The 13,561-nt window shown below is 66.8% G+C and carries 11 protein-coding genes and 1 tRNA gene; 5 read left to right on the top strand and 7 right to left on the bottom strand.

The annotated features are described in order from the left end of the window. Positions 1 to 267: 267 nt before the first annotated feature. Together ACFYPC_RS18250 and ACFYPC_RS18245 are read left to right on the top strand one after the other, a co-directional pair. Positions 268 to 1,635, top strand: a complete 1,368-nt coding sequence (locus ACFYPC_RS18250; protein ID WP_388676922.1) for a pyridoxal phosphate-dependent decarboxylase family protein — start codon at positions 268 to 270, stop codon at positions 1,633 to 1,635. Next, entirely contained in the window at positions 1,632 to 3,053 is a 1,422-nt protein-coding gene (locus ACFYPC_RS18245) for a lysine N(6)-hydroxylase/L-ornithine N(5)-oxygenase family protein (RefSeq protein WP_388676919.1), read from the top strand. The genes ACFYPC_RS18250 and ACFYPC_RS18245 overlap by 4 nt, the downstream gene beginning before the upstream one ends. Before the next feature lie 13 nt (positions 3,054 to 3,066). Here ACFYPC_RS18245 and ACFYPC_RS18240 read toward each other — a convergent pair whose 3' ends face one another. Next, the gene (locus tag ACFYPC_RS18240; protein ID WP_388676916.1) at positions 3,067 to 4,881 is read right to left on the bottom strand and encodes a bifunctional metallophosphatase/5'-nucleotidase; all 1,815 of its coding nucleotides are present in this window, start codon (positions 4,879 to 4,881) and stop codon (positions 3,067 to 3,069) included. 137 nt (positions 4,882 to 5,018) lie between these two features. Here ACFYPC_RS18240 and ACFYPC_RS18235 point away from each other — a divergent pair, with 137 nt between their 5' ends. Continuing rightward, positions 5,019 to 5,735, top strand: a complete 717-nt coding sequence (locus ACFYPC_RS18235) for an SIMPL domain-containing protein (RefSeq protein WP_388676913.1) — start codon at positions 5,019 to 5,021, stop codon at positions 5,733 to 5,735. 175 nt (positions 5,736 to 5,910) lie between these two features. Further along, positions 5,911 to 7,347, top strand: coding sequence for a pyruvate kinase (gene pyk, locus ACFYPC_RS18230; RefSeq protein ID WP_388676910.1), 1,437 nt, complete (start codon positions 5,911 to 5,913; stop codon positions 7,345 to 7,347). A 9-nt stretch (positions 7,348 to 7,356) separates the two neighbouring features. Here pyk and ACFYPC_RS18225 read toward each other — a convergent pair whose 3' ends face one another. Together ACFYPC_RS18225 and ACFYPC_RS18220 are read right to left on the bottom strand one after the other, a co-directional pair. Beyond that, a complete protein-coding gene (locus ACFYPC_RS18225) occupies positions 7,357 to 8,103 on the bottom strand; it encodes a helix-turn-helix domain-containing protein (RefSeq protein ID WP_388676908.1) in 747 nt (248 codons plus the stop codon). A 106-nt stretch (positions 8,104 to 8,209) separates the two neighbouring features. Next, a tRNA-Leu gene (locus ACFYPC_RS18220) sits at positions 8,210 to 8,284 on the bottom strand. 98 nt (positions 8,285 to 8,382) lie between these two features. On the opposite strand from ACFYPC_RS18220, the gene ACFYPC_RS18215 reads away from it, so the two are divergent. Next, positions 8,383 to 9,039: an ANTAR domain-containing response regulator gene (locus ACFYPC_RS18215; protein WP_388676906.1), complete on the top strand. Its 657-nt coding sequence runs from the start codon at positions 8,383 to 8,385 to the stop codon at positions 9,037 to 9,039. 78 nt (positions 9,040 to 9,117) lie between these two features. Here ACFYPC_RS18215 and ACFYPC_RS18210 read toward each other — a convergent pair whose 3' ends face one another. Genes ACFYPC_RS18210 through ACFYPC_RS18195 form a run of 4 tightly spaced genes read right to left on the bottom strand, consistent with a single transcriptional unit; the run spans position 9,118 to position 13,512 of the window. Continuing rightward, positions 9,118 to 9,834: an ABC transporter ATP-binding protein gene (locus tag ACFYPC_RS18210; RefSeq protein WP_388676903.1), complete on the bottom strand. Its 717-nt coding sequence runs from the start codon at positions 9,832 to 9,834 to the stop codon at positions 9,118 to 9,120. Then, positions 9,831 to 10,742 carry an ABC transporter ATP-binding protein gene (locus ACFYPC_RS18205; RefSeq protein ID WP_388676900.1) on the bottom strand — a complete coding sequence of 304 codons (912 nt, stop codon included), beginning with the start codon at positions 10,740 to 10,742 and terminating at the stop codon, positions 9,831 to 9,833. The genes ACFYPC_RS18210 and ACFYPC_RS18205 overlap by 4 nt, the downstream gene beginning before the upstream one ends. A gap of 5 nt (positions 10,743 to 10,747) precedes the next feature. Continuing rightward, positions 10,748 to 12,574, bottom strand: a complete 1,827-nt coding sequence (locus tag ACFYPC_RS18200; RefSeq protein ID WP_388676897.1) for a branched-chain amino acid ABC transporter permease — start codon at positions 12,572 to 12,574, stop codon at positions 10,748 to 10,750. A gap of 5 nt (positions 12,575 to 12,579) precedes the next feature. Continuing rightward, positions 12,580 to 13,512, bottom strand: a complete 933-nt coding sequence (locus ACFYPC_RS18195; RefSeq protein WP_388676894.1) for a branched-chain amino acid ABC transporter permease — start codon at positions 13,510 to 13,512, stop codon at positions 12,580 to 12,582. Between the last annotated feature and the right edge of the window lie 49 nt (positions 13,513 to 13,561).

Raw genomic sequence — 13,561 nt, 5'->3', positions numbered from 1 at the left:
CCCAGCGGCGTCGATGCCCTCGGCATGTGCGAACCCCAGCGACAAGGTGCCCAGCCGGTCCCGTGAAACCTGTACGGCTGTTGCCTCCCGACCTGGAGCCGCGTCCGCCCACCGGGCGGCACCCTTAGCACCACCCCCGCCCCAACACATTTCCTCCGCACGGCAGTACCCCCTTTTGGGTCGGATCGTTGTCCTTCGCGGGCGCGCCGACCCGAACTGCGTACAGGCTGGGACCCCATCCTGCCGCGCCCACCGGAGGACACCCCCATGAGCACGCCGCCCCTCGCCTCAGGCCCCCAAGGACCCGACGCGCTGCGGCCGTTGCTCGACACCGTGCTCGACGCACTGCGCGAAGGCGGCGAGGCCAGGGGAGGACCGCTGCCCGCCGGGGGACCGGAAGCGGTGGCGCGACGGATGCGGGACGCGGTCGGGGACGTACTGCCCCAGCAGGGAACCGAAAACGCCCTGCACACCCTCGTACGAGCCCTCGCCGAAGGCGCCGCGGACCCCGCGCACCCCCTGTGCGCCGCCCACCTGCACTGCCCGCCCCTCGCCGTCGCCACCGCCGCCGACCTCGCCGCCTCCGCCCTCAACCCCTCCCTGGACTCCTGGGACCAGGCCCCCGCCGCCTCCGCACTGGAAGCACTCGTGACACAGGCGCTCGCACGCGAAGTCGACGCGGCCGACGCACTCGTCACGACCGGCGGCACCGAGTCCAACCAACTCGCCCTCCTCCTCGCCCGCGAAGCCCACGACGGCGCCCACGGCGGCCTACGACTCGTCCACGGCGCCAACGCCCACCACTCCCTGCACCGCGCCGCCTGGCTCCTCGGCCTGCCCGACCCCGTCGTCGTCCCCGCACCCGCCGGCACCATGGACCCCGCCGCCCTCGACGAAGCCCTCACCAAGCTGTGCGGCCCCCTCATCGTCGCCGCCACCGCAGGCACCACCGACGCCGGCCTCATCGACCCACTCCCCGAGATCGCCGACCTCTGCGCCACCCACGGCGCCCGCCTCCACATCGACGCCGCCTACGGCGGAGGCCTCCTCTTCAGCGACCGCCACCGCCACAAACTCGACGGACTCCACCGCGCCGACACCGTCACCCTCGACCTGCACAAACTCGGCTGGCAGCCCGCCGCCGCCGGCCTCCTCACCCTCCGCGACGAACACGACCTCACCGCACTGCAACACCGCGCCGACTACCTCAACGCCGACGACGACACCGAAGCAGGCCTCCCCGACCTCCTCGGCCGCTCCCTGCGCACCACCCGACGCCCCGACATCCTCAAAATCGCCGTCACCCTCAAGACCCTCGGGAGGGAAGGCCTCGGCGCGCTCGTCGACCAAGTCTGCGCCCACGCAGAAGAGTTCGCCCAGCTCATAGCCGCCCACCCCGGCTTCGAGCTCTACGACCGGCCGGCCATCAGCACCGTCCTGTTCCGGCCCACCGAAGCCACCGACGACACCGTCGCCGCCGTACGCCGCACCCTCCTGCACCAAGGCCGCGCCGTCCTCGGCCGCGCCACCCTCGACGGCCGCCGCTGGCTCAAAGCCACCCTCCTCAACCCCCACACCCGCCCCGACGACCTGGCCGCCCTCCTGAAACTGGTGGAAGGACACACCCCCCGATGAGCCCGACGCCCAACCCCCCACACCCCGCCACCGAAGCACCCCGCGACCTGGTGGGCATCGGCATCGGCCCCTTCAACCTCTCCCTCGCCGCCCTCGCCCACCCCCTCGCCGAACTCGACACCGTCTTCTACGAACAACGCCCCGGCTTCGACTGGCACCCCGGCCTCCTCATCGACGGCGCCACCCTCCAAGTCCCCTTCCTCGCCGACCTGGTGACCCTCGCCGACCCCACCAGCCCCTGGTCCTTCCTCAACTACCTCAAAACCCGCGACCGACTCTTCCCCTTCTACTTCGCCGAGCGCTTCCACATCCAGCGCGTCGAATACGACGCCTACTGCCGCTGGGTCGCCGACAACCTCCCCGGACTCCACTTCGGCCACCAGGTCGACGCCGTCCGCTGGAACCCCGAACGCGCCCTCTTCGAAGTCGACTTCACCCAACTCGACACCGACGGAGAAGCCGAATCCCTCGGCCGCACCTACACCCGCAACATCGTCCTCGGCGTCGGCACCGCCCCCAACATCCCCGAAGCCCTCAAACCCCTCGTCGCAGCCCCCGGCGTACCCGTCATCCACGCCGCGGACTACCTCAAACACCGCGAACAGTTCCTCACCGCCGAACACATCACCGTCATCGGCGCCGGACAATCAGGCGCCGAAGTCTTCCTCGACCTACTGCGCAACCGCCCCGCCGGCCGCGAAAAAATCCACTGGCTCGCCCGCACCGAAGCCTTCGCCCCCATGGAGTACTCCAAGCTCGGCCTCGAACACTTCACCCCCGACTACACCCGCTACTTCCACCACCTCACCGAACCCGTACGCGACCGACTCGTCGCCGCCCAATGGCAACTCCACAAAGGCATCGACGCCGACACCATCGCCGCCATCCACGACGAGCTCTACCGCCGCACCCTGCACGGCGGCTGGCCCGACGCCGTCCTCACCCCCGCCGTCACCGTCCGCACCGCAGGCCGCGTCGCCACCACCAAAGTCGAACTCCACCTCGAACACACCCAACAAGGCGCCCGCTCCCGCCTCACCACCGACGCCGTCGTCCTCGCCACCGGCTACCGCGAACGCCCCCTCGGCCGCATCCTCGCCGGACTCGACCCCTACCTCCGCCGCGACAGCTCCGAACGCCCCCGCATCGACGACCAGTTCCGCCTCATCCTCGACCCCTCCGTCACCGGCCACGTCCACGTCCAGAACGCCGAACTCCACACCCACGGCGTCGGCGCCCCCGACCTCGGACTCGCCGCCTGGCGCAGCGCCACCATCCTCAACTCCCTGACAGGGAAAGACCCCTACCCCCTCCCCGACCGAACCGCATTCACCACCTTCGGACTCACCCCACAACCCCAGATCCCGTCCGCCCGCCAGGAACGCGTCCTGACCCCCCTGATGACAGACGGGATCTGAAACAAACAGGCGATCAGAAGACCGGCGTGCCGTCCCGCGTCAACTTCCAGTCCACCGAAGCGAACTCCGCCGGATCCAGCGAACCCTTCGCCGTCACCCACTCCGCGATCCGCGTCCGGATCTCCGTCGACTCCGACCACACCTCCGTCGCCGACGCCACAAACGGGAACGCGCCACCACCGTTCGCCCGATAGTTGTTCACCGCCAGCACGAAACGCTGCGCGTCATCCAACGGAGCACCGTTGTACGCCAGGTTCCTGATCCGCGAACCCTCCGCCTGCGCAATGTCGATGTCGTACGTCAAACCCGACACATAGTCGTAGTTGTAGTCCGGACGATTGTTCGCGTTCGTCAACTTCTCCACATCGACCACCGCGCCCGCCGCCGTCCGCACGAAATAGTTCGCCGAATACTCCAGATACGCCCGCACCTGCGCACCCGTCATCACCTTCGCGACCAGCGTGTTGTCATACACATACAGGCTCGACAGATCCCGGATCGTCACATTCCCCGCCGGGATCTCCGACGTACGCGAGAACGGCGACGCCTGCGCGATCACCGGCAGCGACGCATACTCCGTGCCCACCAACGCCGCCCGCACCACGTCCTCCTGCACCCTGGTGATCAGATCGATGATCGGAGCGTCCTTGTACCGCGCCTCGACCGTCGTCAACGTCTCAGTCGCCGTACCGACCACCTGGTTCACATACGCCACGACCACGTCATGCTCGTCCTTCAGCAACTTCGTGATCTTCGGGTCGTCAGCGACCGAGTTCGAGTTACGGACCGACGCCGCAACCGACTCGACCGACCACTTCCCCTCCTCGAAAACCAACTCGAAATCGAAGAGAGACAGCCGCTCCGCATACGCCAGCGGCTCCGACAGCACCACCGTCCTACCCGTCACCGTGTTCGTGACCTTCAGCTCCGGAATCTCCACATGCGCGTGCCCGACCAGAATCGCGTCGATACCCGGCACCTGCTGCGCCACCAACGCCGCCGAATTCTCGATGTACGGCAACTGATCACCGTACGACGACGTGCCCGACGAACCCGAGTGCGCCGACACCACGACCACATCCGCACCCATCGACCGCAGCTTCGGCACCCACTTCGCCGCCTGCTCCTCCAGACCCGGGAACGTCAACTTCCCCTGGACATACGCCTTGTCCCAGATCGCGATACCCGGATTCGTCAGACCCAGCACCGCCACCCTCACCGGCGGCGCACCCTTCACCTGGAACCTCTTCATGAAGTACGGCGGGAAAGCCGGCTTCAACGTCTTCGCGTCCAGCGCGTTCGCACCCAACAGCGGGAAACGGCACTGCTCCTCGAACTTCCGCAGCGTCTCGATGCCGTAGTTGAACTCGTGATTGCCGAGCGCCACCGCGTCATACCCGATCGCGTTCATCGCCTGCGCCATCGGGTGAACCGGACCACCCTTCGCCGTGATCGGATCGACCTTCGCGTAGTAATACGTCAGCGGAGTGCCCTGAATCGTGTCACCCGCGTCCAGAAGCAGCGTGTTCGCACGGCCCTTCTCCTCACGGACCGCGTTCACCAGCGTCGAAATCCGCGCCAGACCCTGCGCATTACCCGCCGTGTCCTTGTACTCCGCATCCTTGAAGTAGTCCCAGTTGAAAACATGACCATGCAAATCGGTCGTGCCCATCACCGTCAGCGAATACCGCTTCACCGGCTTCCCGCCCTCCTTCGCCACAACGGACTCGGCCGCCTCCGCCGCCGGAGCCGCCACCGCCCCGGCGAACGCGACCCCCGCCCCCGTCACAGCCGACTTCTTCAGAAACCTACGGCGATTCAACGACATCTCAACGACCCCTCAGGAAACGGACACAACGCGCGTAGATTCTGGCCCACCAACCACCACCACAACAGGCCCAGAAGGTTTCGATCTGATGACCTACAGCCCCCGCAACCAACCCCACCAGTGACAGAGTGGGACGTATGGCACCCACCGCAGAGGAACCCCAACCCGCCCTCCCCTACGGCACCCCCGACTCACCCCGCATCGCCGTCCGCGGCGAAGCCCACCTCGAAGTCGACCCCGAAATCGCCCGCATCGGCATCACCGTCAGCGCCCGCGGCACCGACCGACAAGGCGCCCTCACCGACCTCACCCACCGCAACACCACCGCACTCGACCTCGTCAAAACCTACGGCGACGCCGTCGAACGCCTAGAAACCGGCGCCTTCTCCATCAGCCCCGAACTCACCAAACACGGCCGCGGCGAACGCATCCGCGCCTACCACGGACGCGTCCACATCACCGCCGAACTCACCGACTTCACCGCACTCGGCGAACTCACCACCCGACTCGCAGACCTAGACCTCACCCGCGTCGACGGCCCCTGGTGGGCCCTGCGCCCCACCTCACCCAGCCACCGCAAAGCCCGCCAACAAGCCGTCCGCGAAGCCGTCCAACGCGCCCGCGAATACGCCGACGCCCTCGGCACCACCCTCACCGCCCTCGTCGAACTCGCCGACATCGGCGCCGAAAACACCCGGCAGTACCCCCAGAACCCCGGCCGCGCCATGCGCTCCATGTCCTACGCCGCAGACGCCGCCGACACCGAAATCGCCGCCCTCGACCTCGAACCCCAACGCCAGCACGTCTACGCCCAGGTCAACGCCCGATTCACCATGGCACCACCCCAGCTGTAGCCCCAGCCGCCCACATTCGGAATTGTGCCCGAGGGAGTACACAAAGCGACCTCCCGCGCTCATCAGAGCACCCCCGCGCACAATTCAACGCTTGTCAATAACCCTTCACGCAAAGGTTGTTGAGTAGTCACGCGGCACCAATTCCCTACCCACCGGTAAGGCCTACGCTCGAAACATGCGCCGAGTAAAAATCGTCTGTACATTGGGCCCCGCCACCGACTCGTACGACCAGATCAAAGCACTGGTCGACGCCGGAATGGACGTAGCCCGCTTCAACCTCAGCCACGGCACCTACGCCGACCACGAGGAGCGCTACCACCACGTACGAAAGGCCTCCGACGAATCCGGCCGCAGCGTCGGCATCCTCGCCGACCTTCAAGGCCCGAAGATCCGACTCGGCCGCTTCACCGAAGGCCCCGTACTCCTTGAACGCGGAGACACCTTCACCATCACCGTCGAAGAAGGCACCCAAGGCGACCGCCACACCTGCGGAACCACCTACGACGGACTCGCCACCGACGTCACCACCGGCGAACGCATCCTCGTCGACGACGGCAAAGTCACCCTCGAAGTCACCTCCGTCGACGGCCCCCGCGTCCACACCACCGTCATCGAAGGCGGCATGGTCTCCGACAACAAAGGCCTCAACCTCCCCGGCGTCGCCGTCTCCGTCCCCGCACTCTCCGACAAGGACGAAGCAGACCTCCGCTGGGCCCTCCGCACCGGATGCGACGTCATCGCCCTGTCCTTCGTCAGGAGCGGAAAGGACATCGACGACGTCCACCGCATCATGGACGAAGAAGGCCGCCGCCTCCCCGTCATCGCCAAAATCGAAAAGCCCCAGGCCGTCGACAACATCGACGACATCGTCGCCGCCTTCGACGGCATCATGGTCGCCCGCGGCGACCTCGGCGTCGAAATGCCCCTGGAACAAGTCCCGATCGTCCAAAAACGCGCCATCAAGCTGGCCAAGCGCAACGCCAAGCCCGTCATCGTCGCCACCCAGATGCTCGACTCGATGATCGAGAACTCCCGCCCCACCCGCGCCGAAGCCTCCGACGTCGCCAACGCCGTCATCGACGGCACGGACGCCGTGATGCTCTCCGGCGAAACCAGCGTCGGCAAATACGCCATCGAGACCGTCCGCACCATGGGCCGCATCGTCGAAGCCGCCGAAGAGGACATCCTCGACAAGGGCCTCCCGCCCCTCACCGACCGGAACAAACCCCGCACCCAGGGCGGTGCCGTCGCCCGCGCAGCCGCCGAAATGGGCGACTTCCTCGGCGCCAAGTTCCTCGTCGCCTTCACCCAGTCCGGCGACACCGTCCGCCGCCTGTCCCGCTACCGCTCACCCATCCCACTCCTCGCCTTCACCCCGGCCCCGGAAACCCGCTCCCAGCTCAACCTCACCTGGGGCGTCGAAACCTTCCTCGGCCCGCACGTCGACTCCACCGACGCGATGGTCGACCAGGTCGACGAGCTTCTCCTCAAGTACGGCCGCTGCGAGAAGGGCGACATCGTCGTCATCACGGCGGGCTCCCCGCCCGGAGTCTCCGGCTCGACGAACCTGGTCCGCGTGCACCGGATCGGGGAGGACGATGGTCCCAAGTAGGGGCCCTAGTTAGTACTTGGGGCCTACGTGGGTGTCCATGAGGGCGACGGAGGAGCGACGGGCTACGGAGATGTTCTGCGAGTTCGCCTGCTTCCAGCCGACGCCGACTGCGTCGAGGGTGTCCGTGTAGAGGCGGATGATGTCGGGCGACTTGTTGGTGAAGAAGTACCGGGGGTACTCGTAGCGCTTCCGCTCACCGCCGATGACCTTCTCGGTCCAGTTGGTAATGCGGCAGCCGTCGGAGTGGATGAGCCCGCGGATGAACTCCCAGGGGTGGGCGTCGACGATTTCCTCCTGCCAGGGTTCGAGGGCGATGAGGCGGTCGTGCTTCTTGCCGGGGCCGTGCTGGGGGAAGAGGCAGGGCCAGTGTCGACCGTAGCTGGTGATCATGACGCAGCCCTGCTTCTGGATCGTGTAGACGCCGATTCCGGGGGAGACGCTAGTGATGGCCTCGCGGCATTGTTGGATGAGCCCGGGCCACGCGTCGGCGCAAGCGATCCTGAGGTAGTAGCCGGTACCGCGTGGGTGAGGGCTGATGCAGCCGTCGCCGAGATAGAGCCCCAGTAGGTAGGCGTACGCGCTCTGATTCGCAACTGGTCTGGAGTCGGGAGCGGCCATGCGAGGCAGCGGCTCGACACGTTCCTGCCAGGAGCGGATCGCGGCGCGTGAGATGCCTGTCTCTTTGCTGACGGAGTTCAGGCTGCGTCCCTGGCCAACCAGCGAGAGTGCCCGCTTGCGCGTGCTCATGTCGTACATATGGCCACCCTGCGCGACTGATCGTCACGGTGGGCAGCGAAAAGCGGATGTTCACGAGAACGGGAACATCCGCTTCTTAGTGGCGACCTTGGAATGCAAGGAAAAGTGCCCCAGGTGGGATTCGAACCCACACTGTCCGCTGTTTGAGAGCGGCCTCTCTAACCAGTTGGAGTACTGGGGCCTTAGAAAGGAAGGAGAAGTGCAACCCCTCGGAGGACTACCTTACCGCAGCTAGGTAGGCTCTTGTAGGCAGTACCCCGCCCGCAACGAGGAGCCCCCGTGACCGCCCCCGAGTCGCCCCAGCCCGTAGACGCGCCCGACGACGACAAGTCGCACGTGCCTCCGCTGACGACCCGCGTCGTCATCGCTGAGGACGAGGCGCTGATTCGTCTCGACCTCAAAGAGATGCTGGAGGAAGAGGGCTACAGCGTCGTGGGCGAGGCGGGCGACGGTGAGCAGGCCGTCGAGCTGGCCCGGGAGCACAAGCCGGACCTCGTGATCCTCGATGTGAAGATGCCCAAGTTGGACGGGATCTCCGCTGCCGAGAAGATCGCCGAGGAGGGCATCGCCCCCGTGCTGATGCTGACGGCGTTCTCGCAGCGTGATCTGGTCGAGCGGGCCCGTGACGCGGGCGCGATGGCGTATCTGGTGAAGCCGTTCAGCAAGAGTGACGTGGTGCCGGCGATCGAGATGGCGGTGTCGCGGTTCACGGAGCTGAAGCAGTTGGAGCGGGAGGTCGCGGACCTCAGTCAGCGGCTGGAGACGCGGAAGCTGGTGGATCGGGCGAAGTCGGTTCTGCAGACGCAGTACGGGCTGTCGGAGCCGGCGGCGTTCCGGTGGATTCAGAAGACGTCGATGGACCGGCGGATGTCGATGCAGCAGGTCGCCGAGGCGGTCATCCAGGACGCCGAGGAGAAGAAGTCCGCGAAGGGCTAGCCAGACCGCCAGTACATACGAAGAGGCCCGCACCCCTGACAGCAAGGGTGCGGGCCTTCTCGTATGCGCGCAGGAGTTTCAGTCCTCGCCGAGGTATGCCTTGCGGACGGACTCGTCGTGGAGCAGGTCCTGGCCGGCGCCGGAGAGGACGATGCTGCCGACTTCCATGACGTGGCCGTGGTCGGCGAGGGAGAGCGCTGCTTGGGCGTTCTGTTCGACGAGGAGGATCGTCGTGCCCTGGGATTTGAGTTCGGCGATGGTGGACATGATCTTCTGCATCATGATCGGCGAGAGGCCCATGGAGGGTTCGTCGAGCATGAGGAGTTTGGGCTGGGACATGAGGGCGCGGCCCATGGCGAGCATTTGCTGTTCGCCGCCGGAGAGGGTTCCTGCGGCCTGCTTCCTGCGTTCTCCGAGGATGGGGAAGAGGTCGTAGGCGCGCTGGATGTCCTTTTCGATGGCCGGCTTGTCGTCGCGGAGGAAGGCGCCGAGTCGCAGGTTGTCCTCGATGGTCATGCGGGGGAAGATGTGCCGGCCCTCGGGGGAGTGGGCGAGTCCCAGCGAGACGATCTGGTGGGCGGGGGTCTTCTTCAGTGATTTGCCCTGGAACTTGATTTGGCCGCCGGCGGGCTTGAGGAGGCCGGAGAGGGTGCGCAGGGTGGTGGTTTTGCCGGCGCCGTTGGTGCCGATGAGGGTGACTACCTCGCCGGCTTCGACCTTGAAGGAGATGCCTTTGACGGCTTCGATTTTGCCGTAGGCGACTCGGAGGTCCTCGACTTCGAGCAGTGCGGTCATTGGTCGTTCTCCTTGCCGGGCGAGGCGTCCTTCGTGGTGTCGGCGTGTGCCTCGGCGGCTTCGACTTCGGAGATTTCTTCGTCGCCGGGGGCGTCTTCGAAGGGTTCGCCGAGGTAGGCGGCGATGACGCGGTCGTCGCCCTGGACGGTGGCGCTGTCGCCTTCGACGAGTTTTTCGCCTTGGACGAGGACGGCGACGCGGTCGCAGAGGTTGAAGATGAACCGCATGTCGTGCTCGATGACGAGGATGGCGATGCCCATGTCGCGGATGGCGAAGACGAGTTCTTCGGTGGCGCGGGTTTCCTGGGGGTTCATGCCGGCGGTGGGCTCGTCGAGGAGGAGGAGGCCGGGTTCGCTGGCGAGGGCTCGTGCGATTTCGAGCTTGCGTTGTTCGCCGTAAGGGAGGTTCCTGGCGAGGTGGTCGCGTTTGGCGGCGAGGCCGATGAACTCCAGGAGTTCCATGGCGCGTTCTTCGGAGGCTTTTTCGGCTTTTTTGAAGCCTGGGCCGCGTAGGAGGGCTGACCAGAGGCCTTCTTTGGTGCGGGTGTGGCGGCCGACGAGGACGTTTTCCAGGACCGTCATGTTGGCGAAGAGACGGATGTTCTGGAAGGTGCGGGCGACGCCGGCTGCGGTGACCTTGAAGGACTTGGGCGGCAGGATGGTGCCTTTGTAGCGGACCTCTCCTTCGGTGGGGATGTAGAGGCCGGTGAGGCAGTTGAAGAAGGTGGTTTTGCCGGCGCCGTTGGGGCCGATGAGGCCGACGATTTCGCCGCTGTTGACGGTGAGGTCGACGTTGCGTACGGCGGTGAGGCCGCCGAAGCGCATGGTGACGCCGCGGGCGTCGAGTACGACTTCGCCGGGGGCGTTGGCGCCGGAGGAGGCTGCCGGGGTGGTGGTTTCGGTAGTCATGGTGGTCAGGCCCCTGCCTTGCTGAGGACTGTGGGCGCTTGCGCGTCTTCGTGGAATTCGAGCTGGCGGCGCCGGTTCGGGATGAGGCCCTCTGGGCGGAAGCGCATCAGCAGGACGAGCGCGAGTCCGAAGGCGAGGAGCTGGTAGTCGTCGAGGAATTGGAGCTTGGCGGGGATGAGGTAGAGCAGTGCGGCGCCTACGAGGGGTCCGCTGATGGTGCCCATGCCGCCGAGGACGACTGCCGCGAGCAGGAACGCCGAGTTGGGGGGGACGACGTTGGCGAAGGTGTACTGCTCGGGGGTCACGGTGTAGGTGACGTGTGCTTGGACGGTTCCGGCGAGTCCGGCGAGGGTGGCGCCGAGGGCGAAGGCGATGAGTTTGACGCGGAAGCCGTTGATGCCCATGGCGAGGGCGGCGGTTTCGTCTTCGCGGATGGCGACCCAGGCGCGGCCGATGCGGGAGTCGCCGCTGCGTCGGAAGACGACGACTACGACCAGTGTGATGAGGAGCATCAGGAGGAAGTAGTTGGCGAATCGGGCGATGGTGAAGCCGGCGAAGCTGTGTTCGGCGCCGAAGTCGAAGCCGAGGATGTTGAGGTTCGGGATCGATGCGATGCCGTTGGAGCCGTTGGTGATGTCGGGGCCGGAGGTGCCGTCCATGTTGAGGACGGTGATGCGGAAGATTTCGCCGAAGCCGAGGGTGACGATGGCGAGGTAGTCGCCGCGGAGGCGGAGGGTGGGGGCGCCGATGAGGACGCCGAAGACCATGGCGACGGCGGCGCCGAGGAGGGCGGCGGCCCAGAACGGGAAGTGGACGTCGAAGGGGGAGGAGGGGGAGCCGGAGACCATGGCCGCGGTGTAGGCGCCGACGCCGAGGAAGGCGACGTATCCGAGGTCGAGGAGGCCGGCGAGGCCGACGACGATGTTGAGGCCGAGGGCGACGGTGGCGAAGATCAGGATGTAGACGCCGATGGTGGCGTACTGGTCGTCGGACTGGGTGAAGGGGAAGGCGGCGGCGGCGAGGAAGGCGCCGAGCATTGTCACGTTGCGGTGCTTGGCGGTGATGGTGGAGAGCCTGCTGACGAGGCCGGCCTTGGCGGCGGCGGCGAAGCTGCAGCCGGTGATGATGAGGAAGCCGACGAAGAGTTCGTCGTATTCGGTGCCGATGCCGTAGGTGAAGACGATCAGGCCGAGGGCGAGTACCGCGACGATGATGAGGATCTCGGCGTACGCGGGGAGTTTGCGGGCCGGGGTGGGGGTGCCGGAGGCGAAGGCGGCCTTGATGACGCTGATGTTGTTGCGTGCGTCGAGGAGGAGCCGTTCGCGGGGGGTGTCCTCGGGGTCGGCGATGTCGGGCTCGGGCCGTTGGAACGGCAGGGAGAGCGCGCCGAGGAGGGAGGCGAGGGTGGCGATGGCGACGAGGTAGCCGCCGGGTTCGAGGTTGACGACGCCGCCGAGTTGGACGGTGATCGCGTTGACCGTGAACCAGGCGGTGAGGAAGGTGCCGAGTGCGGCGAGCTTGATGGAGCTGTCGGCGCCTGCGGGTGCGAGCCAGCCCAGGCCCTTGATGCCGTACGAGGCGAGGCCGAAGAGGGTGGTGAGGGCGCCGCCGATGAGGACGAGGACTTGGAGGCCGCCCGGGTAGCCGTAGACGGTGAGGTCGCCGGGGAATGCGGCGGTCCAGGTCCAGGCGAGGAAGGCGGAGAGGACGGTGAGGGCGCCGCCGCCGGTGGCGAGGGCGCGGCCGATGGTGGGGGGGATGGAGACGAGGCCCTTGGGTGTTCCCGGGGTGGGGGCGCTGGGGGTCTCGGGTGCGGTGGTCTGTGTGGTCATCGGTGTCACGCCCTGTCCGCCACGCGCTCACCGAGCAGGCCTTGTGGCCTGAACAGGAGTACGAGGATGAGAAGTACGAAGGCCCAGACGTTGGCCCAGGACTGGCCGCCGAGCTGCGACATGCCGGGGACGTCGGCGATGTAGGCGGTGGCCATGGTTTCGGCGAGGCCCAGGACGAGGCCGCCGATCATGGCTCCGTAGATGTTGCCGATGCCGCCGAGGACGGCGGCGGTGAAGGCCTTGAGGCCCAGGATGAAGCCCATGCGGAAGTCGATCTGGCCGTATTTGAAGCCGTAGGCGACGGCGCCGATGGCGGCGAAGGCGGCGCCGAGGGCGAAGGCGACCACGATGATGCGGTCGGTGTTGATGCCCATGAGCTTGGCGGTGTCCGGGTCCTGGGCGGTGGCCTGCATGCCGCGTCCGGTGCGGGTCTTCATCACGAAGTAGGCGAGGATCGCCATGCTGATGGGGGCGGCGACGAAGAGGAACACGTCGCCGGTCTGGATGGTGACGCTGCCGATCTCGAAGGGTCCGCCGGGGATGCTCGGGAAGGTGATGGCGGACTTGGCGTTCGGGTACCAGGCCCATACCGCCTGCTGGAGGGCGAGGGAGAGGCCGATGGCGGTGATGAGGGGCGCGAGGCGAGGGGCGGTGCGCAGCGGGCGGTAGGCGAACCGTTCCGCTCCTACGGCGACGGTGGTGGAGACCACGATGGCGCCGATGAGCATGAGGGGCAGCGCGATCCACATGGTGGTGCCGTCGGGCAGGATGTAGAGGTAGACCGTGAGGGCGCCGAAGGCCCCGGTCATGAAGATCTCGCCGTGGGCGAAGTTGATGAGCTGGACGATGCCGTAGACCATTGTGTAGCCGATGGCGACGAGCCCGTACATGGATCCCAGTAGCAGGCCGTTGACCAGCTGCTGCGGCAGTTCGTTCACCGCATGTCCTCCGAGACGTTCGGACGTCGGATTTTCGACGAGTGGGGGC

This window comes from Streptomyces sp. NPDC005808 (assembly GCF_042871385.1).
In the GTDB taxonomy this organism is placed as follows: domain Bacteria; phylum Actinomycetota; class Actinomycetes; order Streptomycetales; family Streptomycetaceae; genus Streptomyces.
The sequence above is the reverse complement of the archived record's forward strand: the minus strand, read 5'-3'. Positions and strand labels throughout refer to the sequence as shown.